Source organism: Streptomyces sp. NPDC001315, assembly GCF_042896175.1.
GTDB lineage: Bacteria > Actinomycetota > Actinomycetes > Streptomycetales > Streptomycetaceae > Streptomyces.
Map to the genome: position 1 here is coordinate 79,847 of NZ_JBIAWZ010000008.1, position 24,576 is coordinate 104,422.

The 24,576-nt window shown below is 71.5% G+C and carries 22 protein-coding genes; 9 read left to right on the forward strand and 13 right to left on the reverse strand.

The annotated features are described in order from the left end of the window. Positions 1–45 precede the first annotated feature (45 nt). The 8 genes from ACFY16_RS22985 to rsmI all read right to left on the reverse strand — a co-directional run bounded on the left by ACFY16_RS22985 (position 46) and on the right by rsmI (position 9,350). The gene (locus ACFY16_RS22985) at positions 46–2,049 is read right to left on the reverse strand and encodes a nitrate- and nitrite sensing domain-containing protein (RefSeq protein ID WP_390649021.1); all 2,004 of its coding nucleotides are present in this window, start codon (positions 2,047–2,049) and stop codon (positions 46–48) included. Positions 2,050–2,139: 90 nt separating this feature from the next. Beyond that, positions 2,140–2,919, reverse strand: coding sequence for an MHYT domain-containing protein (locus tag ACFY16_RS22990; protein ID WP_390649022.1), 780 nt, complete (start codon positions 2,917–2,919; stop codon positions 2,140–2,142). Positions 2,920–3,102: 183 nt separating this feature from the next. Beyond that, the gene (locus ACFY16_RS22995; protein WP_390649023.1) at positions 3,103–4,014 is read right to left on the reverse strand and encodes a 4-(cytidine 5'-diphospho)-2-C-methyl-D-erythritol kinase; all 912 of its coding nucleotides are present in this window, start codon (positions 4,012–4,014) and stop codon (positions 3,103–3,105) included. Next, positions 4,011–4,922, reverse strand: coding sequence for a 16S rRNA (adenine(1518)-N(6)/adenine(1519)-N(6))-dimethyltransferase RsmA (gene rsmA / locus ACFY16_RS23000; RefSeq protein WP_390649024.1), 912 nt, complete (start codon positions 4,920–4,922; stop codon positions 4,011–4,013). Before rsmA ends, ACFY16_RS22995 begins: the two co-directional genes overlap by 4 nt. 167 nt (positions 4,923–5,089) lie before the next feature. Further along, positions 5,090–6,583 (reverse strand): ubiquitin-like domain-containing protein, encoded by a 1,494-nt coding sequence (locus ACFY16_RS23005; protein ID WP_390649025.1) that lies wholly within the window; start codon positions 6,581–6,583, stop codon positions 5,090–5,092. Between the two features lie 153 nt (positions 6,584–6,736). Beyond that, the gene (locus ACFY16_RS23010; protein ID WP_390649026.1) at positions 6,737–7,615 is read right to left on the reverse strand and encodes a TatD family hydrolase; all 879 of its coding nucleotides are present in this window, start codon (positions 7,613–7,615) and stop codon (positions 6,737–6,739) included. A gap of 47 nt (positions 7,616–7,662) precedes the next feature. After that, complete coding sequence (locus ACFY16_RS23015) at positions 7,663–8,073, reverse strand: hypothetical protein (RefSeq protein ID WP_390649027.1); 411 nt, start codon at positions 8,071–8,073, stop codon at positions 7,663–7,665. A gap of 428 nt (positions 8,074–8,501) precedes the next feature. Beyond that, on the reverse strand, positions 8,502–9,350 hold the full coding sequence (gene rsmI, locus ACFY16_RS23020) for a 16S rRNA (cytidine(1402)-2'-O)-methyltransferase (RefSeq protein ID WP_390649028.1): 849 nt from the start codon (positions 9,348–9,350) through the stop codon (positions 8,502–8,504). Between the two features lie 122 nt (positions 9,351–9,472). On the opposite strand from rsmI, the gene ACFY16_RS23025 reads away from it, so the two are divergent. The 3 genes from ACFY16_RS23025 to ACFY16_RS23035 all read left to right on the forward strand — a co-directional run bounded on the left by ACFY16_RS23025 (position 9,473) and on the right by ACFY16_RS23035 (position 14,823). Continuing rightward, positions 9,473–11,224, forward strand: coding sequence for a dolichyl-phosphate-mannose--protein mannosyltransferase (locus tag ACFY16_RS23025; protein ID WP_390649029.1), 1,752 nt, complete (start codon positions 9,473–9,475; stop codon positions 11,222–11,224). A gap of 126 nt (positions 11,225–11,350) precedes the next feature. Beyond that, on the forward strand, positions 11,351–12,988 hold the full coding sequence (locus tag ACFY16_RS23030; RefSeq protein WP_390649030.1) for a penicillin-binding transpeptidase domain-containing protein: 1,638 nt from the start codon (positions 11,351–11,353) through the stop codon (positions 12,986–12,988). 161 nt (positions 12,989–13,149) lie between these two features. Continuing rightward, positions 13,150–14,823, forward strand: a complete 1,674-nt coding sequence (locus tag ACFY16_RS23035) for a penicillin-binding transpeptidase domain-containing protein (RefSeq protein ID WP_390649031.1) — start codon at positions 13,150–13,152, stop codon at positions 14,821–14,823. A gap of 43 nt (positions 14,824–14,866) precedes the next feature. Here ACFY16_RS23035 and ACFY16_RS23040 read toward each other — a convergent pair whose 3' ends face one another. After that, entirely contained in the window at positions 14,867–15,214 is a 348-nt protein-coding gene (locus ACFY16_RS23040; RefSeq protein ID WP_390649032.1) for an SsgA family sporulation/cell division regulator, read from the reverse strand. Between the two features lie 176 nt (positions 15,215–15,390). On the opposite strand from ACFY16_RS23040, the gene ACFY16_RS23045 reads away from it, so the two are divergent. From ACFY16_RS23045 to ACFY16_RS23070, 6 genes are all read left to right on the forward strand, one after another. Beyond that, positions 15,391–16,437 carry an energy-coupling factor ABC transporter permease gene (locus ACFY16_RS23045; RefSeq protein WP_390649033.1) on the forward strand — a complete coding sequence of 349 codons (1,047 nt, stop codon included), beginning with the start codon at positions 15,391–15,393 and terminating at the stop codon, positions 16,435–16,437. A gap of 1 nt (position 16,438) precedes the next feature. Beyond that, positions 16,439–17,200 carry a cobalt ECF transporter T component CbiQ gene (gene cbiQ / locus ACFY16_RS23050; RefSeq protein ID WP_390649034.1) on the forward strand — a complete coding sequence of 254 codons (762 nt, stop codon included), beginning with the start codon at positions 16,439–16,441 and terminating at the stop codon, positions 17,198–17,200. After that, positions 17,188–17,946: an energy-coupling factor ABC transporter ATP-binding protein gene (locus tag ACFY16_RS23055; protein ID WP_390649035.1), complete on the forward strand. Its 759-nt coding sequence runs from the start codon at positions 17,188–17,190 to the stop codon at positions 17,944–17,946. Before cbiQ ends, ACFY16_RS23055 begins: the two co-directional genes overlap by 13 nt. Next, positions 17,943–18,440, forward strand: a complete 498-nt coding sequence (locus ACFY16_RS23060) for a MarR family winged helix-turn-helix transcriptional regulator (protein WP_390649036.1) — start codon at positions 17,943–17,945, stop codon at positions 18,438–18,440. Before ACFY16_RS23055 ends, ACFY16_RS23060 begins: the two co-directional genes overlap by 4 nt. Before the next feature lie 129 nt (positions 18,441–18,569). Then, the gene (locus tag ACFY16_RS23065) at positions 18,570–19,016 is read left to right on the forward strand and encodes an organic hydroperoxide resistance protein (RefSeq protein WP_390649037.1); all 447 of its coding nucleotides are present in this window, start codon (positions 18,570–18,572) and stop codon (positions 19,014–19,016) included. 83 nt (positions 19,017–19,099) lie between these two features. Then, positions 19,100–20,263 (forward strand): serine hydrolase domain-containing protein, encoded by a 1,164-nt coding sequence (locus ACFY16_RS23070; protein ID WP_390649038.1) that lies wholly within the window; start codon positions 19,100–19,102, stop codon positions 20,261–20,263. Positions 20,264–20,345: 82 nt separating this feature from the next. Here the strand turns inward: ACFY16_RS23070 and ACFY16_RS23075 are convergent, their stop codons facing one another. The 4 genes from ACFY16_RS23075 to ACFY16_RS23090 form a co-directional block, all read right to left on the reverse strand. Then, complete coding sequence (locus ACFY16_RS23075) at positions 20,346–20,621, reverse strand: DUF1876 domain-containing protein (RefSeq protein ID WP_390649039.1); 276 nt, start codon at positions 20,619–20,621, stop codon at positions 20,346–20,348. Positions 20,622–20,728: 107 nt separating this feature from the next. Then, the gene (locus ACFY16_RS23080) at positions 20,729–21,574 is read right to left on the reverse strand and encodes an EamA family transporter (RefSeq protein ID WP_390649040.1); all 846 of its coding nucleotides are present in this window, start codon (positions 21,572–21,574) and stop codon (positions 20,729–20,731) included. Continuing rightward, positions 21,571–22,089, reverse strand: a complete 519-nt coding sequence (locus ACFY16_RS23085; protein WP_390649041.1) for a YbaK/EbsC family protein — start codon at positions 22,087–22,089, stop codon at positions 21,571–21,573. The genes ACFY16_RS23080 and ACFY16_RS23085 overlap by 4 nt, the downstream gene beginning before the upstream one ends. A gap of 198 nt (positions 22,090–22,287) precedes the next feature. Next, positions 22,288–24,522, reverse strand: a complete 2,235-nt coding sequence (locus ACFY16_RS23090) for an MMPL family transporter (protein ID WP_390649042.1) — start codon at positions 24,520–24,522, stop codon at positions 22,288–22,290. Positions 24,523–24,576 lie beyond the last annotated feature (54 nt).

The following is a 24,576-nucleotide window of genomic DNA, read 5'->3' on the forward strand; positions in this document are numbered from 1 at the left end:
CCAGCCTAGTGCTCGCCGGTCGGTGACCGATCCCCGCAGGTCAGGTCAGTGGGCCCCGCCCAGCCGCTGCTGCTGTATCAGCGCCGCCGCCGGGGCCAGCCCCCGGCCCTGGGCCGCCGGGTCGCCCACCGGCATGTCGTCCCGCATCAGGGTCTCGGGGATGAGGACGGCCGCGGTGACCCCGCCGTTGGGAGACTGACGCAGCTCCACACGCAGGCCCTGCCGCTCGCGCAGCCGGTTGACCACGAACAGGCCGATCTGCTTGGCGTCGAGGAGGTCGACCTTCTCGGACTGGATCTTGCGGTTGGCCTCGGTCATCGCCGCCTCGTTCATGCCGAAGCCGCTGTCCTCGACCTCGATGAGCAGGCCCTCGCGCATCCGGGCCGCGCGCAGCTGCACCTGGGTGCTGGGCGGCGAGAAAGCGGCCGCGTTCTCCACGAGTTCGGCGAGCAGGTGGATCACGTCGGCGACCGAGCCGCCCACCACGGACACCCGCGGCGCCGCCCAGATCTGCACCCGGGGCGCGTTCTCGATCTCGGCGACGGCGGCGCGCAGCACGTCCGCCACCGGGATCGGGTCCCGCCAGCCGCGGCCGGGCGCGATGCCGGAGAGGATCAGCAGGCTCTCGGAGTGGCGGCGCATACGGGTCGCCAGGTAGTCCACCCGGTACAGGTCCTGCAGCTCCGCCGGATCCTGCTGCCGGCGTGACATCGCGTCGAGCAGGTCCAGCTGGCGGTGGAGCAGCACCTGGCTGCGGCGGGCGAGGCTGACGTAGACCCCGGAGATCCCGCTGAGCAGCTCGGCCCGCTCGGACGCGGCCTTCAGCGCGGCCCGCTGGACGGCGGTCAGTGCGGTGCCGACCTGGGCCAGCTCGTCGCCGGCCAGCCTGCGCATGGGAGCCTCGGCGTCGATGTCGACGCCCTGGCCGGCGTGCAGCTTGCGCATGGCCTGCGGCAGGCTGCGGCCGGCCACCTCCAGCGCGGAGTTGCGCAGGTCGAGCAGTTCGACGATGAGGCCGCGGCCGACGAGCACGGAGACCAGCAGCGACAGCAGCACGCCGACCAGGCCGAGGACCACGGCGACACCGGACGCGCCCAGTGTGTCCCAGCCGAACGGGTCGGCCTGGGCGGTGGCGCCCGTACCGGCCTTCGTCTCGGCGGCGGTCAGCCCCTTCAGTACGGCGTCCGCGGACTTCGGCCAGCCGGACAGCACGCTCCGCGACACCGCCGAGGCGCCGGGGCCGGCCTTGCGGACCCGGTCCTCCACGGCGGCGAGGCTCTTGTGGCTCCCGCTGTCGAGGACCGTCTCGTACGCCGCCCGGTGCGCGGCCCTCAGATCGGCGACCGCGGGTGCGAGCAGCTCGCGCTGCGTGGCCACCGCGCCCACGAACAGCGCGTACTGCTCGTCGGTCAGTCGCCCGGCCGCGTCCGCGGCGGCGAGCAGCGCCCGCTCCCGGGCGACGGCGTCACGGGCCCGGGCGAGTTCGAGCACGACCCGCGCCTCGGAGGCCGCGTCGGTGGCCTTCTGGCCGGTGAGCGCGCCGGTGACGGCGAAGGCGTGCTCGATGACGGCCGAGTACCTGGTGTACGCGGCCGACGTCTCGCCCTTCTCGTTGGTCCGGGAGCGGAGGGTCGCCAGGCCCTTGACGTCGGAGGAGAGCCGTTCGATACGGGCGGGCAGCCCGGCGTCGAGGAGTCCGGCGTCCGCGGTGGAGGCGTTGGCTCCGTCGGTGAACGCGGCGGTGGCCGTGTCGGTGGTCTTCTGCGCCGCCTTCAGCGCGGTGAGGCCGGCCGAGTCGGAGTCGGCGGCGTAGCGGACGGCCGCGGTGCGCTCACCCTGGAGCGCGGTGACGAGGTCGTCGAGGGGGGTCAGGAGGCGGGAGTTGACGTCCTTGGCGGTCTCGGTGTCGCCGATGCTCGACGCGGTCGTGACGGCGGCGAAGGCCCACAACGCCATGAGGGACACGACGGGCAGCATGAGCAGGGCGACGATCTTGGCCCGGACGGATCTGGGGCGGAGTCGTTCGGAGGTACGGCGACGCACACGCATGGGGGGACCTCGTTCAGAGAGGGTGAAGGCAATGCGGCCCGGGCCGAGCGCACCGAGGTGACGCTCGGCTCTCGCCGAGGGGCGCTCGGCTCAGGCGGTGGTGAGTTCGACCTCGCGCAGCAGTTCGGCGGCGACGGCCGACTCGTGGCGCTTGCCCGTCGGGGACAGGGCGACGTACGCGGAGGTCAGGAAGAGGAAGGAGCCCAGCAGGACGGCGAGCGGGAAGAGGAACTCGGTGGCCGTGACGCCGGGCAGTTCCGCGCTGCTGGGGTCGAGGCGGACGCCGACGGCCCACATCGCGGTGTAGTGCATGCTGCTGACCGCGAGGCCCATGACGAGGGCCGAGACCGCGGCGAGCAGGGGCCCTCGCACGATGAGGGTGAGGGTGAGCGCGGCGGTCGCGGCGACGACGGCGATCGCGACGGACGCGGCGACGAGCAGCGGGTCGTAGTCGATCCGGCCGTGCAGATTGAGCGCGGCCATACCGGCGTAGTGCATGGCGGCGACACCGAGACCGGTGCCGAGTCCGCCGAGCAGGACCGACATCACACGCGAGCGGCCGTATCCGGCCGTGAAGATGCCGGCGCTGACGACGGCGATCGCGAAGACGAGGCTGAGCACGGTCAGCGGGACGTCGTAGCGGATGGGCGTGCCCTCGACGGAGAAGCCCATCATCGCGACGAAGTGCATCGTCCAGATTCCGGACCCGATGGCGAAGGAGGCGAGAAGCAGCCAGTTGCGTTTGGAGGCTCCGTCCGCCTCGAGCGCCCTGACGGTACAGCGCAGTCCGAGCGCCGAACCGACGCAGGCCATCACATAGGACAGGACGGGGGTGACCCATCCGGCACTGAAATGATCCATGTGCCCCATGGGAGTTCCTCTCGGGCATGGCGCGTGGTCATGGCCGCGCGCAGCAAATACCGCCGGTAACGGAGGACCGGGGACGGCCGATCATGCCAGCACTCACCGTGGAGCAGACCACACGAAAAGGATCATGCAGTTCATTGACGAACAATTGATTACCGTGAAGTAGGTAACATTTGACCTGCATATTTATGCAGGCGATGCGGAGGGCAGCAGGGTGGCCCCCGGTGCCGGACCCGACGCCGTGCGCACGGTGCGGCACGTGCCGGAGACCCTGAGCGCCTCCGCCACCTCGGCCGCCGACCCGGGGTCGCGCGCGAGGAAGGCCGTGGTCGGGCCGGAGCCCGAGACCAGCGCGGCGAGGGCGCCTGCCGTGCGGCCGGCCGCGAGGGTGGCGGCGAGTTCCGGGAAGAGCGAGAGGGCGGCGGGCTGCAGGTCGTTGGAGACGGCGGCGGCGAGCGCGTCGGGGTCACCCTTGGCGAGGGCGTCGAGCAACTCCTCGGAGGCAACGGGCTCGGGGATGTCCAGCCCCGCACCGAGCCGGTCGAACTCCCGGAAGACGGCCGGGGTCGACAGCCCGCGGTCGGCCATCGCGAACACCCAGTGGAAGGCGCCGCCGACTTCCAGGGCCGTCAGCTTCTCGCCGCGCCCGGTGCCGAGGGCCGCGCCGCCGACCAGGCTGAACGGCACGTCGCTGCCCAACTCGGCGCAGATGTCGAGGAGTTCGTCACGGGAGGCGCCCGTCCCCCACAGCGCGTCGCACGCCACCAGCGCGCCCGCGCCGTCCGCACTGCCGCCCGCCATGCCGCCGGCCACCGGGATGTCCTTGGCGATGTGGATGTGCACGTCGGGGCTGCGGTCGTAGCGCTCGGCGAGCGCCTCGGCCGCGCGCGCCGCCAGGTTCGTACGGTCCAGGGGGACCTGGCCGGCGTCCGGCCCCGCGCAGGTCACGCGCAGCTCGTCGGCCGGGGTGACCGTGACCTCGTCGTACAGGCCGACCGCCAGGAAGACGTTGGCCAGGTCGTGGAAGCCGTCGGGACGGGCGGCGCCCACGCCGAGCTGGACGTTGACCTTGGCCGGGACGCGCACGGTGACGCTCACTGGTGACCGGACTCCTTGTTCTCGGCGCTGCGGTTCTCAGCCTTTTTCTCGGCCTTGTTCTCGGCGATGCGCGCGAACTCCTCGACCGTGATCGCCTCGCCGCGCGCCTGCGGGGACACCCCGGCCGCGACGAGCGCGGCCTCCGCCGCGGCGGCGGACCCGGCCCATCCGGCGAGCGCGGCCCGCAGCGTCTTGCGGCGCTGGGCGAACGCCGCGTCGACGACGGCGAAGACCTCGCGCTTCGAGGCGGTCGTCTTGACGGGTTCGGTGCGCCGGACGAGGGCCACCAGGCCACTGTCGACGTTCGGTGCGGGCCAGAAGACCTTGCGGCCGATGGCGCCGGCCCGCTTGACCTCCGCGTACCAGTTGGCCTTCACGGACGGGACGCCGTACACCTTCGAACCGGGCGGCGCGGCCAGCCGGTCGGCGACCTCCGACTGCACCATCACCAGGGTGCGCTCGATGCTCGGGAAGGTGTCGAGCATGTGCAGCAGGACGGGGACGGCGACGTTGTAGGGGAGGTTGGCGACCAGCGCGGTCGGGGCGGGGCCCGGCAGCTCGGTGATGTCCATCGCGTCGGAGTGCACGAGCGCGAACCGGTCGGCGCGCTCCGGCATCCGCGCCGCGATGGTCGCGGGCAGCGCGCCGGCCAGGACGTCGTCGATCTCCACGGCCGTGACGCGGTCGGCGACCTCCAGCAGCGCGAGGGTGAGAGAGCCGAGCCCCGGGCCCACCTCGACGACCACGTCGTCGGGGCGGACCTCGGCGGTGCGCACGATACGGCGGACCGTGTTCGCGTCGATCACGAAGTTCTGGCCGCGCTGCTTGGTCGGGCGCACCCCGAGGGCGGCCGCCAGTTCGCGGATGTCGGCGGGGCCCAGCAGGGCGTCAGGGGTGGGGCTGCTCACGGCACAAGGGTACGGGGCTGCGGGCGACCCCCTCGCCCGGCCGCGGGGTGCGCCCGCTCACCCATGCGGCCTTGCCCGCCGGGGTGCGCCCGCTCACCCATGCGGCCTTGCCCGACGGGGCACGCCGCGCTCACCCCGCACCCTTGCCCCGCCGAGGCACGCCGCGCTCACTTGTGCAGCCTTGCCCCGCAATGCGGCCAAGGGCTCGCTCCCCGCCGCAGGTACAGCTTCTTCGCCCGGAAGGTCTGTTCCGCCGCCGACGCGTCCTGGGGCCGCCCGCGGCCGCCGAGGCTGTGCCAGGTCCGGTTGTCGAACTGGTACAGGCCCCCGTACGTTCCCGACGAGTCGACGGCGTTCGGCCGCCCACCCGACTCGCAGGCCGCGAGGCCCTTCCAGTTCAGGCGGTCGACGTCGTGGACCGACCGTGGCCGAGGCTTCGTACCGACCTTCACCAGCTCGTCCCGCGGCTCCCGCACCACCTCGGACTTCTCGCGTCGCGGCTTCTGCCTGACGCCGTTGACGCTCCGCAGGGCGTACGTGATCCGCCGCAGCCCCGGCCGGCCCGGCCGCTCGACGACCTCCGTGCCCTTGTACAGCGAGGCGTCGTCGGTGCGCCGCACCTCGAACGGGATCGGCTTCTCCTGGACCTCCTTGCTGTCGGTGATCCGCAGCACGGTCACCGTCTGCCCGTCGCGCGGGAAGCTCCCGGGCGGGACGGAGGTGGTGTCCTGGCCGTTCAGGGTGATCCCGGCCTGCTCGACGGCCTCGCGCACGGTGGCGGCGTTGGTGCGGACGGTGCGCGCACGGCCGTCCGCCATGATCGTCACGGCGCGTTCGGTGCGCACGTTCAGCGCGAGCCCCTCGCGCCCGATGCGCCGGGAGCGCGGAGTCGACAGGTGGGCGCCCTCCACACGTACCCCCATCTGTTCGAGGGCCTCCTCCACCGTGTGCGCCGTCGTCCACACCTCACGCCGCTGTCCGTCGAGCGTGAGGTGTACGGGGCGCCCATGGCGCACCGCGACCTGGTCGCCGCCGGCGAGGGCGGTACCGGGGGCGGGCGCCACCATGTCGTGCGGCCCGACCGTCACGCCCTCCTCCGCCAGCAGCTCGGTCACGTCGTCGGCGAAGGTGTGCAGGGTGCGCGGCTTGTCGTCGACGCTCAGCTCGACGGCCTTGTCCTTGGCGACGAAGGCGGTGGTGCCGCCGGCCAGGAAGACCACGACCAGCGCCCGCGGGAGCAGCCGGCGCACGCGGCTGTCCGCACGCTCGGCGTACCGGGCCTTACGCCGACGCGGGGCGCGCCGGTCCGTCACGGTGCGCTCGACAAGCGTGGGCGCGTACTCCAGCGTGGGCGCGTACTCACCCGCCACGCTTCCCGCCTGGCGCGGGAGCGGTGCCTCGGACATCTCGTATGCGGGCCGGTACGTGTCCTCGTACTCCCCCGGCGCCGCGTACACGCCGTACGCCGCCAGGGTCCGTGCGCTGTGCACATCGAAGCCGCCGTAAGCCGAGGCCTCGGACCGCTGGGCCGGGCTCGGGCGGGGGTGGGGGTGGGGGCTCGGGCCGCCGTACTCCCCGTAGTACCGCTCGTACCGCTCGTACGTCTTATACGTCTTATACGTCTCGTCCGTCTCGTCCGTCTCGTACTGCGAATTGCTCACGCGACACGCTCCAGAGGGGCCAGAGGGGTCCGGATCGGGCCAGAACCTAGCGGAGCGACCGTCACTATCCAAAGCGACGCGACTACGCACGGTAGCCGTCGGGCCGAAGCCGAGCCCGCGTGAGCGTTATCTACCGGTTACGAACGGCTACTGTCAGTAGCGGAAGGCGTGGGCCGTGTTCGCCGCGAGGGCTGTCGCCAGCGCGTCCTCGTCGATGCCCCGTACGGCGGCCATGGCGCGGACCGTGACCGGAATGAGATAGGGGGCGTTGGGCCGTCCGCGGTACGGGGCCGGCGTCAGGAAGGGTGCGTCGGTCTCCACGAGGAGCAGTTCCAGCGGGGCGACCGCGACGGCGTCCCGCAGGTTCTGGGCGTTCTTGAAGGTGACGTTGCCGGCGAAGGACATGAAGTAGCCGGCGCGTGCGCAGATCTCCGCCATCTCGGCGTCGCCGGAGTAGCAGTGGAAGACGGTCCGCTCGGGAGCGCCCTCCTCGTTCAGTACGCGCAGGACGTCGCTGTGGGCGTCGCGGTCGTGGATGACGAGCGCCTTGCCGTGCCGCTTGGCGATCTCGATGTGGGCGCGGAAGGACCTCTCCTGCGCCTCCTTGCCCTCGGGGCCGGTGCGGAAGTAGTCCAGTCCCGTCTCGCCGACGCCCTTCACCTGGGGCAGCCCGGCCAGACGGTCGATCTCGGCGAGCGCCTCGTCGAGCGCGGCGGCACCGCCCGGTACCCGCGCCCCCTGCCGCGACCAGCCGTCGGGGTCGCCATGGACGATGCGCGGGGCCTCGTTGGGGTGCAGGGCGACGGTCGCGTGGACGCTGTCGTACGCCGCCGCGGTCTCGGCGGCCCACTGCGAGCCCTTGATGTCGCAGCCGACCTGGACGACCGTCGTGACTCCCACCGACGCGGCTTTCGCGAGGCCCTCCTCGACGGTGCCGGACTGCATGTCGAGGTGGGTGTGGGAGTCGGCGACCGGCACCCGGAGGGGCTCCGGGAGCGGCGGCGCCGCGTTCTTGTCGTCGTTCGAAGGCATGCCCCGATCCTACGAAAGGGGCATGCCGTCATCGATGCCGCGGGGCGTCAGCTCGCCTTGCGGTGGAACGGGTGCAGGAGATCGGACAGGTGCCAGTGGTGGTGTTCCTTGAGCTCCGCCCCCTCCGCTGCCGGGGCCTGCGCCTCCGCCGCGAGACGGGGCGTCTGGTGCGACGGCCCGTGCAGGCAGTTCTGCACGGAGGACACCTGGCCCGCGCGCATGATCCGTACGACGTGTCCGTCGCAGTTCACGCAGGCGGGGCGGCTCAGCGGGGACGGCACGACCTGGCCGCCCGCCACGTACAGCACGAACTCGTGGCCGTCGGCGTCCGTGTGGTGCTCTATCTCGTACGACTGCTCCCAGCCGTGCCCGCAATGCATGCAGGCGAAGGAGTACGACTCGTTGACCACGGCCGTCGCTGCGCCGCGGAGGCCGGTCTGCCCTGTGATCTCACTCATGCCAGCTCCTGCTGTCCGCTGGACAAGCGCCCCCGGCATGGGGGATTCCCCCCGGAATCCCCTTGGGGGCGAGGGACGGGTGCGTCCCTGTTCCCAGTGGACGCCTCCACCGGCGCGAACGCATCAGGCCTGTCGAGTGTTGGATCCGATTTGGACCGGTCTTGCCAAAGCGGCCCCGGCCACCGGCTCTGGGCTTTGCCTTTCACGAGAGCCCTTTGCCCCCGCATGGGGCGCCCGCTCATGGGAGATGCACCCTGCTCAGAGGCCATGTCGCGCATGTCACACCGGGTACACGCCAGGCACACACCAAGCACACCCGGCAGTCATCCGGCAGCCACACACGAGCCGCAGCAGGCATCCGGCAGCCACCCGGAAGGCATGAACGACGCGCACCAGACGCCCGGCAGGCACCCGGCAAGGGATACGCCTCAGCGTCCCGCGTTCTTCGCCGCCACCACCGCGTCGAACACCTCGCGCTTGGGCAGTCCGGCCTCCGCCGCCACCGCCGCGATCGCCTCCTTGCGGCGCTCCCCCGCCTCCTCGCGCACCCGCACCCGACGCACGAGCTCCTCGGCGTCGAGCGCCTCCGCGCCACGCTCCGGCGCCCCCTCGACGACGACGGTGATCTCACCGCGTACGCCCTCGGCGGCCCACGCGGCCAGCTCGGCAAGGCCGCCGCGCCGGACCTCCTCGTACGTCTTGGTCAGCTCGCGGCAGACGGCGGCACGCCGGTCGGCGCCGAAGACCTCGGCCATGGCGGCGAGGGTGTCGTCGAGCCGGTGCGGGGCCTCGAAGTACACGAGGGTCCGGCGCTCCTGCGCGACCTCCCGCAGCCGCGACAGCCGCTCGCCCGCCTTCCGCGGCAGGAACCCCTCGAAGCAGAAGCGGTCGACGGGCAGCCCGGACAGCGCGAGCGCGGTGAGCACGGCGGACGGGCCGGGTACGGCGGTGACGCGGATGTCCTTCTCGACGGCCGCCGCGACCAGCCGGTACCCGGGGTCGGAGACGGACGGCATCCCCGCGTCGGTCACCAGCAGCACCCGCGCGCCGCCCACCAGCTCCTCGACCAGTTCCGGCGTACGGGCCGTCTCGTTGCCCTCGAAGTACGACACCACCCGCCCCTTGGGCGTGACGCCCAGCGCCTGCGTCAGGCGCCGCAGCCGCCGCGTGTCCTCGGCGGCGACGACGTCGGCGCCGGCCAGCTCCTCGGCGAGCCGCGGAGGAGCGTCCTGAACGTCGCCGATGGGGGTGCCCGCCAAAACAAGGGTTCCAGTCACGCCTCCATCCTCCCAGGGGTCGACGACAGGGGGCGACGACAGGGGCCGACGAAGGGGAACGCATCCGGACCGGTACCACCCATGCACGGGACTCACACAGAACGGTTCCCTACGATGGCGCGGTGACCAGTACCGCGTCCTCCACGGACATCCGGCAGGGCCGGGACCCGCACGACCAGCGGCCGTCGTGGCAGCGGCGGCTGCGCCGATTCGGCTACTCGGCGGACACGACGGGACCAGGAAGCGACGTCCGCGAACGGCTCGTGCCGCCGTACGCCGAGCCCAGTCCACGGCTGTGGGCGGCGCTCGGCATCCCGCACACGCTCGCCGAGCGCCTCGCGCGCTGGTCCGGCTGGGGCGGTCCGCTGCTGGTCACGCTGATGGCGGGAGTGCTGCGGTTCTGGAACCTGGGCAGCCCGAAGGCGGTGATATTCGACGAGACGTACTACGCCAAGGACGCGTGGGCACTCGTCCACCGCGGTTTCGAGGTCAACTGGGACAAGAACGCCAACGACCTCATCCTCTCCTCGGGCGGGCACGTCACCATCCCGTCGGACGCGGCCTACGTCGTGCATCCGCCGGTCGGCAAGTACGTCATCGGGCTCGGCGAGCTGATCTTCGGGTTCGACCCGTTCGGCTGGCGGTTCATGACGGCGCTGCTCGGCACGCTCAGCGTGCTCATGCTGTGCCGGATCGGCCGCCGGATCTTCCGTTCCACCTTCCTGGGCTGCCTGGCGGGCGCCCTCATGGCGGTCGACGGGCTGCACTTCGTGATGAGCCGTACCGCGCTGCTCGACGGCGTGCTGATGTTCTTCGTGCTGGCCGCGTTCGGCTGTCTGGTCGTCGACCGCGACCGGGCGCGCCAGAAACTCGCGGCGGCGCTCCCGGCGGACGCCGACGGCCGGGTCCGGCCGAACGCGCACATCGCCGAGACCACCGGCCTCGGGTGGCGCCCCTGGCGCTGGGCGGCCGGCCTCATGCTCGGCCTGGCCCTCGGCACCAAGTGGAACACCCTGTACATCCTGGCGGCGTTCTGCGTGCTGACGCTGCTGTGGGACGTCGGCTCCCGCAAGGTCGCCGGCGCGCGCAACGCGTACGTGCCCGTCCTGAAGCACGACACGGGCATCGCGTTCCTGGCCACCGTCCCCGTCGCGATCGCCACCTACCTCGTGTCCTGGACCGGCTGGATCCTCTCCCCGGACAACGGCTCCGGCGGCTACTACCGCAACTGGGCGGTGACCGACGGGAAGAACAGCAACTGGTCCTGGCTGTTCCCGGACTGGTGGCGCAGCCTGTGGCACTACGAGCACGAGGTCTACGAGTTCCACGTCAACCTCTCCTCGCCGCACACGTACCAGTCGAACCCGTGGAGCTGGCTCGTCCTGGGCCGCCCGGTCTCGTACTTCTACGAGTCCCCCGCGCCCGGCGCCGACGGCTGCCCCTCCGACGCGGGCGAGAAGTGCGCGCGCGAGGTCCTGGCGATCGGCACGCCGATGCTCTGGTGGGTGGGCTGCTTCGCGCTCGTGTACGTCCTGTGGCGCTGGTTCTTCCGCCGCGACTGGCGCGCGGGCGCGATCGCCTGCGGCATCGCGGCCGGTTACCTGCCCTGGTTCATGTACCAGGAGCGCACGATCTTCCTCTTCTACGCCGTCGTCTTCGTGCCGTTCCTGTGCCTGGCGGTCGCGATGCTGATCGGCGCGATCGTCGGACCACCGGGTTCGAGCGACACGCGACGCGTCGCGGGGGCGACGGGCGCGGGTGTCCTGGTGCTGCTCATCGCCTGGAACTTCATCTACTTCTGGCCCCTGTACACCGGAACCGCCATCCCGATCGACGACTGGCGTTCACGGATGTGGCTGGACACCTGGGTCTAACGATTCCGGTAACTCCAGTACCAGGAGCCCCTCTTTCCGTTTACTGTGAGCCCGGTGGGCACTTTCTGAACGCGTTCAGAAAGTGCTCGGGAGGGCACACAACGGGGAACGGGGAGGGGTTCGCACATGCGCAAGGGGGCAAAGACCGCCATAGTCGGCACGGTGTTCGCCGTGATGGTGGGCGGGGCCGGGTACGGCGCTTTCAACGTCGTGTCCGCGCTGAACGGAGACGGTGGCGGGGGATCGGGGGCGAGCGGGCCGGCGCCCGTGAAGACCGGGCCGCCGAGCAGCGGCGAGGTGAAGGAGACGACCGCCGCCTTCTTCGCGGCCTGGGAGAAGGGGCAGGCGGCCGAGGCGGCGGCGTACACGAACAACGAGGTCAAGGCTGAGCCGCTGCTGACGTCGTACGGCCAGGACGCGCACATCACGGACGTGAAGATCACGCCGGGTGCGGCGAGCGGTGACACGGTTCCCTTCACGGTGAAGGCGACGGTGTCGTACGACGGGAAGTCCAAGCCGCTGGACTACAAGAGCCAGTTGACGGTGGTGCGCGGGCTCACCACCGGGAAGGCGCTGGTCGACTGGCAGCCGTCGGTCGTGCATCCCGAGCTGAAGGGCATGGACGACACGCTCGTCACGGGCGAGTCGGCGAGCCCGCCGATCGAGGCCGTGGACCGCAACGGGAAGGTCCTGACGAAGGAGAAGTACCCCTCCCTCGGGCCGATCCTGGACGAGCTGCGCGACAAGTACGGCGAGCAGGCGGGCGGCTCGCCCAGCGTCGAGCTGAGTATCCGGCACGCCGACGCGAACACCGCCGACACCTCGCTGCTGACCCTCGCCGAGGGCAAGGCGGGCAAGCTGCCGACGACACTCAGCGCGAGCGCACAGGCGGCGGCCGAGAAGGCGGTGAAGAACTACGCCGAGTCGTCCGTGGTGGCCGTGAAGCCGAGCACGGGTGAGGTGCTGGCGGTGGCGAACAACCGTAAGGACGGATTCAACGCGGCCTTCCTCGGTGAAGTGGCCCCCGGTTCCACGATGAAGATCATCAGCGCGGCGACCCTCATCGACCTCGGGCTCACCACCGCGAACGGCCCGGCTCCCTGCCCGCCCGACGCGACCTGGCAGAGCCAGACCTTCCACAACCTCACGAACATGGCCCCGAACGAGAACGCGACCCTCTCCGAGAGCTTCGCCCGCTCCTGCAACACGGCCTTCGTGAAGTTCGCGGACTCGGTCAAGGTGGAGTCGCTGACCAACGAGGCGCAGGACCGCTTCGGGCTCGGCCGCGACAACTGGAAGACCGGCATCCCGTCCTTCGACGGTTCCGTCCCGGCGTCCGGCGGCCCGGACACGGCGGCCAACATGATCGGCCAGGGGCAGGTCCAGATGAGCCCGCTGAACATGGCCTCGGTGACGGCGACCGCGATGACGGGCGCCTTCCGCCAGCCGGTGATCGTGCCCCAGAGCCTCGACGACCGTGAGCTCGCCAAGGCGCGGGGCCTGTCCGGCAGCACGGTCCGGCAACTGCGCTCCATGATGAACCGCACCGCCACCAGCGGCACCGCCGCCCGCGTGATGTCCGGCCTCGGCGACCACATCGGCGCGAAGACCGGCTCCGCCGAGGTCGACGGCCAGTCCAAGTCCAACAGCTGGTTCACCGGCTACCGCAACGACATCGCGGCAGCGGCCATGACCCAGGAGGGCGGCCACGGCGGCGACGCGGCGGGCCCGATCGTGGCGGCGGTACTGCGAGCGGGCGGCTGACACGACACCCACACCCGCGCGCGGGTGGTGAAAGCAGTCGTACGGGTGGCTCACGTCACCCGCACAGAGCGGGACTCTAGGCTGTTGCTGTCGTTGGGGTGCGTGAGGGCAACGTGGACAGCGGGGCGAGGGGGCCCTGGGGAAGCGCGGAGGGTCGGACAGTGGGTAACAGGAGACGGGTCGCCGAGCGGCGGCGAACGAGACCGGCGATGGTCGGCGGGATGGTCGCCGTCGTCGTCGGGGGCGCCGGGTTCGGGGTGTACGCGCTGTACGACGGCGGGGCCGCGGCCGAGGGGCGCGCGGCGACGGCGGCCAGCGCGAAGGCGAAGGCCGTCAAGACCGGGCCGCTGTCGGCGACCGAGGTCACCACCGCGGCCCAGGGGTTCCTGACGGCGTGGCAGCAGGGCAGGGTCACCCAGGCCGCGGCCGTCACCGACGACTCCGCGGCCGCGACCGCCCTGCTGACCGGCTACACCAAGGACGCCCACATCACAGGCGTCACCCTCACCACGGGCACCCGCGACGGCGACAAAGTGCCGTTCTCGGTGAAGGGCACGGTGACGTACAAGGGCATCAGCAAGCCGCTCACGTACGACAGCGCGCTCACGGTCGTACGCCGGACGGCGGACGGCAAGCCGCTGGTGGACTGGCACGCCTCCGTCGTCCACCCCGACCTCCAGGACGGCGACACGCTCGTCACCGGCGAGTCCGGCACCCCGCCGGTGACGGCGCTGGACCGCCACGGCGGGGAGATCACCGCCGCCAAGTACCCGTCGCTGGGCACGGTGCTGGACGGACTGCGCGAGAAGTACGGCAAGACGGCGGGTGGAAAGGCCGGAATCGAGCTCCAGGTGGTGCGCGGGAAGGCGGCGAAGGCCAAGAAGGCCTCCGACAAGACCCTCCTGGAGCTGAGCAAGGGCACGCCGGGCACGGTGAAGACCACGCTGAGCCCGATCTATCAGGCCGCGGCGGAGCAGCAGGTGGCCAAGCAGGCGAAGGCGTCGGTGGTCGTCATGCGTCCGTCGACGGGCGAGATCCTCGCGGTGGCGAACACCAACCACGGCTTCAACACCGCGCTCCAGGGCTCGCTGGCCCCCGGCTCCACGATGAAGGTCATCACCTCGTCGCTGCTGATCGACAAGGGCCTCGCGTCGGCGGACAAGACGCACCCGTGCCCCAAGACCTTCACCTACGGCGGCTGGAAGTTCCACAACGACGACGACTTCGAGATCAAGGGCGGCACGTTCAAGGCGAGCTTCGCGCGCTCCTGCAACACGGCCTTCATCAGCCAGTCGGGCGAGCTGGAGAACGACGACCTGACCAAGCAGGCGCAGCAGGTCTTCGGCCTGTCGATGAACAACTGGGCGATCGGTGTGCCCTCCTTCGACGGCGCGGTGCCGGTGCAGAGCGCGGCGCAGAAGGCGGCGTCGCTGATCGGCCAGGGCGGGGTGCGGATGAACCCGCTGAACATGGCGTCCGTCGCCTCGACGGTGAAGTCGGGCGTCTTCCACCAGCCGTACCTGGTCTCCCGGAGCGTGGACAACCGCACGCTGGCCACCGCCTCCCGCACGATGTCCGGGTCCACGCTGTCGCAACTGCGCGAGCTCATGCAGTACACGGCCGCCTACGGCACCGCCGCGGAGGCGATGTCGGGGCTCGGCCCGGACTACGGCGCCAAGACGGGCTCGGCGGAGGTCGACGGCCAGGACAAGCCGAACGGCTGGTTCACGGCGTACCGCGGTGATCTCGCGGCGGCCGGCGTCGTCCAGGCGGGCGGCCACGGCGGTGACACGGCGGGCCCGATCGTGGCGTCACTGCTGCGGATGGGCGGTTGAGCGACTCCTTCGACGCGGCTGCCTCAACGCTCTCCGGGCGCCCTCAGTGCGCCACGGGCGTCGCCGTGTACGTACGGCGCAGGAAACGCGCCAGCGTCTTCGACTCGAACTGCACCACCGAGACCCCCTGCGCCGAGTGGAACTCGACGACGGCCTGAACCCGGCCGCACGGCCACACCCGTACGTCTCCCGAGCCCGCCGGGGCCCGCAGCCCCTGCTCCAGCAGGGACCGGGAGAACGTCCACTCGTGCGTGCCGGGGAGGTCTATGCGGACGGCGCGGGGGTCGGCATCCGGGTCGTAGCGCAGGACCACGGGGATGGCACCCGGATCCTCCTGGATGTCCTCGTCCGTGACGATATGGGCTCGGGCGTACTGCTCGACTACAGACATCGGACGGCCCCTAACCGTGCGTCACCTGTGCGAAAGCTGTGCCTCCGCTTCCACTCCAATGTCGCATATTTCACGAAACCTGCCTCCTGACATGAAACATCCCGTATGTATGTACGTGCGATGCACGAGCATCTCGCTCTTGCAACTCATTCGCATTAAGCCACTATCATCGAACGGTGCATGTGCCTGACGGATTCATCAACGCGCCCACCTCCGCCGTGACCGGAGTCGTCGCCGCGGGAGCCATCGCCGTGAGCCTGCGCGGCGCGCGCCGCGAACTCGACGAGCGCACGGCCCCGTTGGCGGGACTCGTGGCGGCGTTCATCTTCGCCGTACAGATGCTGAACTTCCCCGTCGCGGCGGGGACGAGCGGGCATCTGCTCGGCGGCGCGCTCGCCGCGATACTCGTCGGCCCCTGCACAGGGGTCCTGTGCGTGTCCGTGGTCCTGCTCATGCAGGGCATCCTCTTCGCCGACGGCGGCCTGACCGCCCTCGGCGTGAACATCACCGACATGGCGATCGTGACGACGGTCGTGTCGTACACCGTCTTCCGCGGCCTGCTGAAGGTGCTGCCCCGCAAGCGACGGTCGGTGACCGTCGCCTCCTTCGTCGCCGCCCTCGTCTCCGTCCCGGCCGCCGCCGTGGCGTTCACGCTGATGTACGCGGTCGGCGGCACCACGGACGTCGCCATCGGCAAGGTCGCCACCGCCATGATCGGCGTGCATGTGCTGATCGGCATCGGCGAGGCCGTGATCACCGCGCTGACCGTCGGCGCCGTGATCGCCGTACGCCCGGACCTCGTCCATGGCGCGCGCGGCCTGGAGCAGCGGCTGAAGCTGCGCGTGCACGGCGAGCTGGTCGACGTACCCACCGCCGCGCCCGCCCCGGTGGCCGCGCGGACCTCCCGCCGCACACTGTGGATCACCGGTCTCGTCACCTCCCTGGTCCTCGCCGGCTTCGTCAGCTTCTACGCCTCCGCCAACCCCGACGGCCTGGAGAAGGTCGCCCACGACAAGGGCATCGACCAGAAGACCGACAAGCACGCGTCCGCCGACTCCCCGCTCGCGAACTACGGCGTCAAGGACGTCGAGAACGCGCGCCTGTCCGGCGGTCTCGCGGGCGTGATCGGCGTCGGCGTCACCGTCGTGGCGGGCAGCACGGTGTTCTGGGCGGTACGCAGACGGCGTACGGCCGATGTGTCCCCGGCGAGCACGGGCGTCTGAGATGGGCGCAGGGCACGCACACCGGCTCTACCGGCACGGGCACTCCCCCGTGCACGGGCTGCCGCCGCACACCAAGCTCGCCGCCGCGTTCGCCTTCGTGGTGGTCGTGGTGTCGACCCCGCGGGAGGCGATGTGGGCGTTCGGCCTGTACGCCGTCCTGCTGGGCGCCGTCGCGTACGTCGCGCGCGTGCCCGCCGGTTTCCTGCTGAAACGGCTGCTGATCGAGGTGCCGTTCGTCGCGTTCGCCGTGCTCATGCCGTTCGTGGCGGAGGGCGAGCGGGTGGACGTACTCGGCCTCTCCCTGAGCGTGAACGGCCTGTGGGGCGCCTGGAACGTGCTCGCCAAGGGCACCCTCGGCGTCGCCGCCTCCGTCCTGCTCGCCTCCACCACCGAGCTGCGCGAACTCCTCCTCGGCCTGCAACGCCTGAAGCTCCCGCCCCTGCTGGTGCAGATCGCCTCCTTCATGATCCGTTACGGCGACGTCATCACCGACGAGATGCGGCGGATGCGGATCGCACGGGAGTCGCGCGGGTTCGAGGCGAAGGGCGTACGGCACTGGGGGGTGCTCGCGAAGTCCGCGGGCGCGCTGTTCATCCGCTCCTACGAGCGCGGCGAGCGCGTGCACCTGGCCATGGTCAGCCGGGGGTACGCCGGCGCGATGCCGGTCATCGACGAGGTGACCGCCTCCCGGGCGCAGTGGTCGTACGCCCTCGCCCTCCCCTTCACCGCCCTCGTCGTATGTCTGCTGGGATGGACTCTGTGACACCTTCGCTGGAAGTGGCCGGACTGGCCTTCGCGTACCCCGACGGCCACCAGGCCCTGTTCGGCGTGGACCTCTCGATCGGGCGCGGCGAGCGGGTCGCGCTGCTCGGGCCGAACGGCGCGGGCAAGACGACCCTCGTGCTGCACCTCAACGGCATCCTGACCGGCGGGGCGGGCACGGTGACGGTCGCGGGGCTGCCCGTCGGCAAGAAGCACATGGCGGAGATCCGCCGCCGGGTGGGCATCGTCTTCCAGGATCCGGACGACCAGCTCTTCATGCCGACCGTCCGCGAGGACGTGGCGTTCGGGCCGGCGGCGGCCGGGCTGAAGGGGCCGGAGCTGGAGGAGCGTGTGGACCGCGCGCTGGCGCAGGTCGGCATGGCGGAGTTCAAGGACCGCCCGCCGCACCACCTCTCCTTCGGGCAGCGCCGCCGGGTGGCCGTGGCGACCGTGCTGGCGATGGAGCCGGAGATCCTGGTCCTGGACGAACCCTCGTCGAACCTGGACCCCGCCTCCCGGCGCGAACTCGCCGACATCCTGCGGTCGTTGGACGTGACGGTGCTGATGGTGACGCACGACCTGCCGTACGCGCTGGAGCTGTGCCCGCGCGCCCTGATCCTGAGCGAGGGCGTGATCGCGGCCGACGGGCGGACGGGCGAACTGCTCGCGGACGACGAACTGATGCGGGCCCACCGCCTGGAGCTGCCCTTCGGCTTCGACCCGCGCTCGGTGACAATGGGCGCGTGACGCATCAAGAGGACGCCGGGTCGGACTCCGGGCCGGACGCACGACCGGACGCCGGGTCGCTGCTGCTGGACGACCAGTTGTGCTTCGCGCTGTACGCGGCCCAGCGCGCGGTGACGGCGGCGTACCGCCCGCTCCTCGACGAGCTCGGGCTCACCTACCCGCAGTACCTCGTACTGCTGGTGCTCTGGGAGCGCGGCGAGATCACGGTCAAGGAGCTGACCGAGGCACTGCGGCTCGACTACGGCACGGTCTCGCCGCTGCTGAAGCGGCTGCATTCGGCGGGGCTCGTGCGCCGGGAGCGCTCGGCGCGCGACGAGCGCTCGGTGCTCATCGCGGTCACCGGGCGCGGGGAGGCGCTCAGGGAACGCGCCGCGCGCGTGCCCGGCGCACTGCTCACGGCGACGGGGCTCGGCACGACGGAGATCGCGAGGTTGCGCGAGGAGCTGTGGCTGCTCGCCCAACGGGCGCACGGCGCGGCCGAGCGCCCCCACTGACCTGCCCCTGCGACCCACCGCCCGGTGGTTGCCGACGATTACTCCCCCCACCTTCACCCGACCCCTACCGGCCGGTACCTTGTGCACGATGTACTTGTGTACTCGTAACGCCCTGGGGGAGGTCCCGCCGTGATCGAAGGCGCCGCTGTCGACACCCGCCCGACGAAGATCATGTTCGTCGCCGAGGCCACCGCGCACGGCGGCCGGGACGGCTACGTCACCAGTCAGGACGGCCAGATCGACCTGAAGGTCGCGATGCCGCCGGAGCTGGGCGGCGACGGCAACGGCACCAATCCGGAACAGCTCTTCGCGGCCGGCTACAGCTCCTGCTTCCACAACGCGCTGATCCTGGTCGGCAACCGCTCCGGCTACGACCTGACCGGTTCCACGGTCGCCGCGAAGGTCGGCATCGGCCCGAACAAGACCCACGGCTACGGCCTCGCGGTCGCCCTGAGCGTCTCCCTCCCGGTCCTCGATCCGGACATCGCCGCGAAGCTGGTGGACGCGGCCCACGAGGTCTGCCCGTACTCCAACGCGACCCGCGGCAACATCGACATAACGATCCTTCTCGGCTGACGAAACGAAGGAATCGCAGGCTCGACCAGGGCGTTGCACCCACGGTTGAAGGCGATCCGGAGCAGCCGAAGGGAAGTACGGCCGTGAACGTGAACGGCACAGTGGCCGAGGGCTTCGAGCCGGTCAGGGCGGCGTTCGTACGGAACTTCGAGGTGCTCGGGGACCGGGGCGCGGCGGTCGCCGTCTACCGGGACGGGCACCGGGTCGTCGACCTGTGGGGCGGGACGAAGGACGTCGACGGCACGGCGCCCTGGGAGCGGGGCACGGCCCAGATCGTGCGCTCGGCGACGAAGGGCGTCGCCGCCGCCGTACTCCTGCTGCTGCACCAGCGCGGCGAGCTGGACCTCGACGCGCCGGTCGGCACGTACTGGCCCGAGTACAAGGCGGCGGGCAAGGAACGGACGCGCGTACGGGATCTGCTCGCGCACCGCGCGGGCGTCCCGGTGCTGGACCGGCCGCTGAGCCCGGCCGAGGCGGCCGACCCCGACCTGGGGGCGGCGGCGGTCGCGGCGCAGGCGCCGGTGTGGGAGCCGGGGACGGAGCACGGCTACCACGCGCAGACGTACAGCTGGCTGACCGGCGAGCTGGTCCGGCGGATCACCGGCCGGCCGGTCGGCGAGTGGGTCGCGGCCGGGATCGCCGGGCCGGCCGGGGCCGACCTCTGGCTCGGACTGCCCGGGACGGAGACCGGCCGCGTGGGCCGGGTCGGGCCGGTCGAGCCGCCGGCCGAGGCGGGCGGTCTGCGGACGCGGCCCAAGCGGTCCGTCGCCGACGCCTACGCCGATCCCGACTCCCTGACCCGCCGCGCCTTCGCCGCGATCACGCCCCTGCCGGACGAGAACGACCCGGCGTACCGGGCGGCGGCCCTGCCCGCCTCCAACGGCATCGCGACGGCCGACGGACTGGCCCGCTTCTACGCCTCCCTGATCGGCGAAGTGGACGGTGGAACACGGCTGTTCACGCCGGAGACGGTGGAGCTGGCCCGCGGCGAGCGGTCGGCGGGCGCCGACCGCGTCCTGGTGGTCCACACCCGCTTCGGCCTGGGCTACATGCTGCACGGCGCGGCCTCGCCGCTCCTCTCCCCCAGCTCCTTCGGCCACCCCGGCCGCGGCGGCGCGCTCGGCTTCGCCGATCCCGAGTCGGGCATCGCCTTCGGCTATGTGACGAACGGGTTCAGGAAGAGCGTGACGGCCGATCCGCGGGCGCAGGCGCTGGTGCGGGCGGTGCGGGAGACGCTGCCTCGCTGAGACACCGCCCGTGGGCGAAGCCGCGCGAGCCGCACGGAAGCGGCACGCGCGTCGTCCGCGCGTGCTGCTCCCGCACCCGGGCTCAGACGTTGATCGAATGCGAGGTCCGCCCGGATGCCGCGTCGATCTCCCCGTGCGCCTTGGTCAGCAGCTGCATGGCCAGTTCGTTCAGCGCACGGGCACCCGCCACCTCCTCCCCGACCCTCGGCTGATTGGAGTCGGAGTGGTGACGGCTGGCATGGCCGTGCGCCCGTACCTCGCTGCCGTCGGGCAGACGCACCAGCGCGACCGCGCGCGTGTGCTGGTCGTCCTCCTGGAACTCCATCTCGACATGCCATCCCACTGCGGTGTGCATCATGACGATCACCTCCGGAACCTCTGCTTCCAGGGTGCGCCTCACGGGGCACGGACGCACCCAGTGCGGTCGGGAATCCGCGCGCCGAAGGACAGTGCCTCCGCCTGCGCCTAACCGGCGTGCAGCATCAGCCCGATCCCGACCACCAGCAGCCCCGCCGCCGCGATCCGCGGCGCCCCGAAACGCTCCTTGAAGAACAGCGCGCCGATCGCCGCACCCACGATGATCGACGACTCGCGCAGGGCCGCGATCGGTGCCAGGTCGGCCTTCGTCTGCGCCCACAGCACCAGTGCGTACGCCGCCACGGACAGGGCCGCGCCGAGCAGCCCCACTCCGGCGAAGGGCCGCAGGACGGCGGGCAGTTCCCGGCGTCGGCGGTAGAGGGCGTACGCGGGAAGGACACCGCCCTGGACCGCCATCAGCCACGCGATGTACCCGAGGGACGAGCCCGAGGCGCGCACCCCCAGCCCGTCGACGACCGTGTACGCCGCGATGGTCAGGCCGGTCGCCAACGCGGCCCCGATCGCCGCCCAGTCGGGCCTGCGTCCGCGCAGCCCCCACAGCGCGACGCCCGTCAGCCCCGCGCAGGACACGGCGATGCCCGCGGCCGCCCAGCCGTCCGGCACCTCGTGCGCGAAGACGGCGGCGAGCACGGTGACCACGAGCGGCGCGCTGCCCCGCGCGATCGGATAGGCCTGCCCGAAGTCACCCAGCCGGAACGACGTCATCAGCAGCGCGTAGTACGCGATGTGGATGGCGGCGGACGCCAGGAGATACGGCCACGCCTTCGCCGCCGGGAACGCCACGAACGGCGCCGCCGCCAGCCCGAGCAGCAGTCCGCCGCCCGCGATCAGCGTGAACCCGACCAGTTTGTCGGTGATCCGGTGGGCGATGGCGTTCCAGCCGGCGTGCGTGACCGCGGCCAGCAGTACGGCAGCCGTCACGAGTGGAGTCACGAGGCGAGCTCGCGCACGTCCACGAGTGTCGCGCCGGCGTGGGCGATCAGCGTCCTCGGCTCCATGGGGAAGACGGTGTACGGGGTTCCGGCGGCGGCCCAGACGATGTCGTGCCCGAGCAGGGACCGGTCGGCGAGCACCCGGGTCCTCGTCCGGTGCCCGAAGGGCGGCACGCCCCCGATGGCGTACCCCGTCGTCTCCCGTACGACATCGGCCCTGGCCCGCGTCACCTTCTCGGCGCCGAGCTCCTTGCGCACGAGCTCCACGTCCACCCGGGACGCCCCGTCCATGAGGACCAGCACCGGCACGCCGTCCGCCGCGAAGATCAGCGACTTGCAGATCTGACTCAGCTCGCACCCGATCGCCGCGGCGGCCTCGGCGGCGGTACGGGTGGCGTCCGGGAAGCGCCGGATCCGTGCATGCAGGTCTGCGAGCCCCAACTCACGCAGGGCCTCGGCGAACCGGGGATGAGCTGCGGAGTCCTCGGGGGCAGTGCCATCGGTCGTCGTCGTCATGCACGGCACGCTAGCGGTACGTGTACGAGACAGGCGACCGGGTTACGGGGCGTGGACGCGGGGCTTCGAGGTCGGGGCCCGCCGCCCCGGTCGACGGCTCGGTCGCGACGGACCCGGTCGTGACAAAGGGAAGCCGGTGAGGGCACCCCGTCCCCACGGGACCCTCACCGGCTGGTCTCTCTCAGCGGAGCCGTCGCGTCAGGCGCGTACCAGCTCCCGGTCCTCGTCCGGGTCCGTGTCCCTGGAGCCGTCGGCCGTACGCAGGCCCTCGCCCTCCACGTCCACGTTGGGCAGGGCGCGGTCCAGCCACTTCGGCAGCCACCAGGCCTTCTTGCCGAGCAGGGCGAGCACCGCCGGGACGATGGCCATACGGACCACGAACGCGTCGAAGAAGACCGCGATCGCGAGGCCGAAGCCGATCATCTTGATCATCGACTCGCTGGAGCCGATGAAGCCGGAGAAGACGGCCATCATGATGACGGCCGCGGCCGTGACCACCCGTGCGCCGTGCTTGAAGCCGGTCACGATGGCCTGGCTCGGCGTCTCCCCGTGGACGTACGCCTCGCGCATCCGGGTCACGAGGAACACCTCGTAGTCCATCGCGAGACCGAAGACGACACCCACCATGAAGATCGGCATCATCGACATGATCGGGCCGGTCTCCTCGACGCCCAGCAGCCCGGACAGCCAGCCCCACTGGAAGACCGCGACCACGGCGCCCAGCGCCGCCATCACGCTCAGCAGGAAGCCGACGGCCGCCTTCAGCGGGACCATGATCGAGCGGAAGACCAAGATCAGGAGGAGGAAGGCCAGGCCCACCACCAGCGTCAGGTACGGCAGCAGCGCGTCGTTCATCTTCTGCGAGAAGTCGATGTTCATCGCCGTCGAGCCGGTGACGAGGACCTGCGCGTCCGTGTCGGCCTTGATCTCCGTGCCCGCGTCACGGATGCCGTGCACCAGGTCCTCGGTGGTGACCGAGGACGGCTTGGAGTCCGGGATCACGGTGATCGTCGCGGTGTCGCCGGCCTTGTTGTACGTCGCCGGGGTCACCGTCACGACGTCCTTGAGGCCCTTGATCTCGTCGGTGACCTTGGTGACGGCGGCCTTCGGGGAGTCGCTCGACTCCGCGTCGACCACGACCATCAGCGGGCCGTTGAAGCCGGGGCCGAAGCCCTCCGACAGGAGGTCGTACGCTCGTCGCTGGGTCGTCGACGTCGGCTGCGAGCCGTCGTCGGGCAGACCCAGTTCCAGCGAGGTCGCCGGGAGGGCCGCCGCGCCGAGTCCGACCACGCCCAGCAGCAGGATGGCCACCGGACGGCGTACGACGAAGCTCGCCCAGCGCGTGCCCATGTTCGGCTTGGCCGGGGCTCCCGAAGCGGCCTTCCTCGCCGCCCGGCCGCCGCCCAGCAGCTTGCTCTTCCTGCCCGCCGGCTGCACCTTGCGGCCCGCGTAGCCCAGCAGCGCCGGGATCATCGTCAGCGCGATCAGCACCGCGATCGCGACCGTGCCCGCCGCCGCGACGCCCATCTTCGTCAGCATCGGGATGTTGACGACGGAGAGGCCGACCAGCGCGATGACCACCGTCAGGCCCGCGAAGACCACCGCGGAGCCCGCCGTTCCGACGGCCCGACCGGCCGCGTCCTCACGCTCCCGGCCCTCGGCCAGCTCGGCCCGGTAGCGGGAGACGATGAACAGCGCGTAGTCGATGCCGACCGCGAGGCCGATCATCATGGCGAGGGTGGAGGTGGTCGAGCCCAGGTCCAGCGCGTTCGCCAGTGCCGTGATCGTCGAGACGCCGATACCCACGCCGATCAGGGCGGTGAGCAGGGGCAGACCGGCCGCGAGCAGCGAACCGAAGGTGATGACGAGGACGACCGCGGCGATCGCGATGCCGATGACCTCCGTCGCACCGGTCTCGGGCACCGCCGTCAGCGCGTCACCGCCGATCTCGACGGTCAGCCCCGCGTCCCGAGCGTTCTGCGCGGCCTCGTTCAGGGCGTCCTTGGACGCGTCCTCCAGCTCCATGCCGGAGACCTTGTACTTGACGGACGCGTACGCGATCGTCCCGTCCTTGCTGACCGCGTTCGCCTTGAACGGGTCGGCGGCGGAGACGACCTCGGAGCCGTCGGACAGCTCCTTCACCGTCTTCTCGACGGTCGCTTTGTTGGCGGCGTCCGTCATCTTCTCGCCGCTCGGCGCCTTGAAGACGACGCGTGCCGTCGCGCCGTCGGCGCTCATGCCGGGGAAGCGCTGTTCCAGCAGGTCGAAAGCCTTCTGCGCTTCCGTACCGGGGATGGAGAAGGACGAGCTGCCCGCCGCGGGGGCGCTGGCCGCGCCGACACCGGCGAGGGTCAGCAGCGCCACCCAGATCAGGGCAACGAAGTGCCGTCGCCGGAAGGCGAACCGGCCGAGTTTGTAGAGGAATGTGGCCACGAAGGCGAACTCCCGGTCAGTCGTGGGGTTTTCAGGGCAGGGGTGATCAGCCCG

Excerpts from the sequence above, each read along its gene's own strand:
- ACFY16_RS22985 (WP_390649021.1), bottom strand. The coding sequence starts at position 2,049 with ATGCGTGTGCGTCGCCGTACCTCCGAACGACTCCGCCCCAGATCCGTC.
- ACFY16_RS22990 (WP_390649022.1), bottom strand. The coding sequence starts at position 2,919 with ATGGGGCACATGGATCATTTCAGTGCCGGATGGGTCACCCCCGTCCTG.
- ACFY16_RS23010 (WP_390649026.1), bottom strand. The coding sequence starts at position 7,615 with ATGCCTTCGAACGACGACAAGAACGCGGCGCCGCCGCTCCCGGAGCCC.
- ACFY16_RS23015 (WP_390649027.1), bottom strand. The coding sequence starts at position 8,073 with ATGAGTGAGATCACAGGGCAGACCGGCCTCCGCGGCGCAGCGACGGCC.
- ACFY16_RS23030 (WP_390649030.1), top strand. The coding sequence starts at position 11,351 with ATGCGCAAGGGGGCAAAGACCGCCATAGTCGGCACGGTGTTCGCCGTG.
- ACFY16_RS23040 (WP_390649032.1), bottom strand. The coding sequence starts at position 15,214 with ATGTCTGTAGTCGAGCAGTACGCCCGAGCCCATATCGTCACGGACGAG.
- cbiQ (WP_390649034.1), top strand. The coding sequence starts at position 16,439 with ATGGGCGCAGGGCACGCACACCGGCTCTACCGGCACGGGCACTCCCCC.
- ACFY16_RS23055 (WP_390649035.1), top strand. The coding sequence starts at position 17,188 with ATGGACTCTGTGACACCTTCGCTGGAAGTGGCCGGACTGGCCTTCGCG.
- ACFY16_RS23075 (WP_390649039.1), bottom strand. The coding sequence starts at position 20,621 with ATGATGCACACCGCAGTGGGATGGCATGTCGAGATGGAGTTCCAGGAG.
- ACFY16_RS23085 (WP_390649041.1), bottom strand. The coding sequence starts at position 22,089 with ATGACGACGACGACCGATGGCACTGCCCCCGAGGACTCCGCAGCTCAT.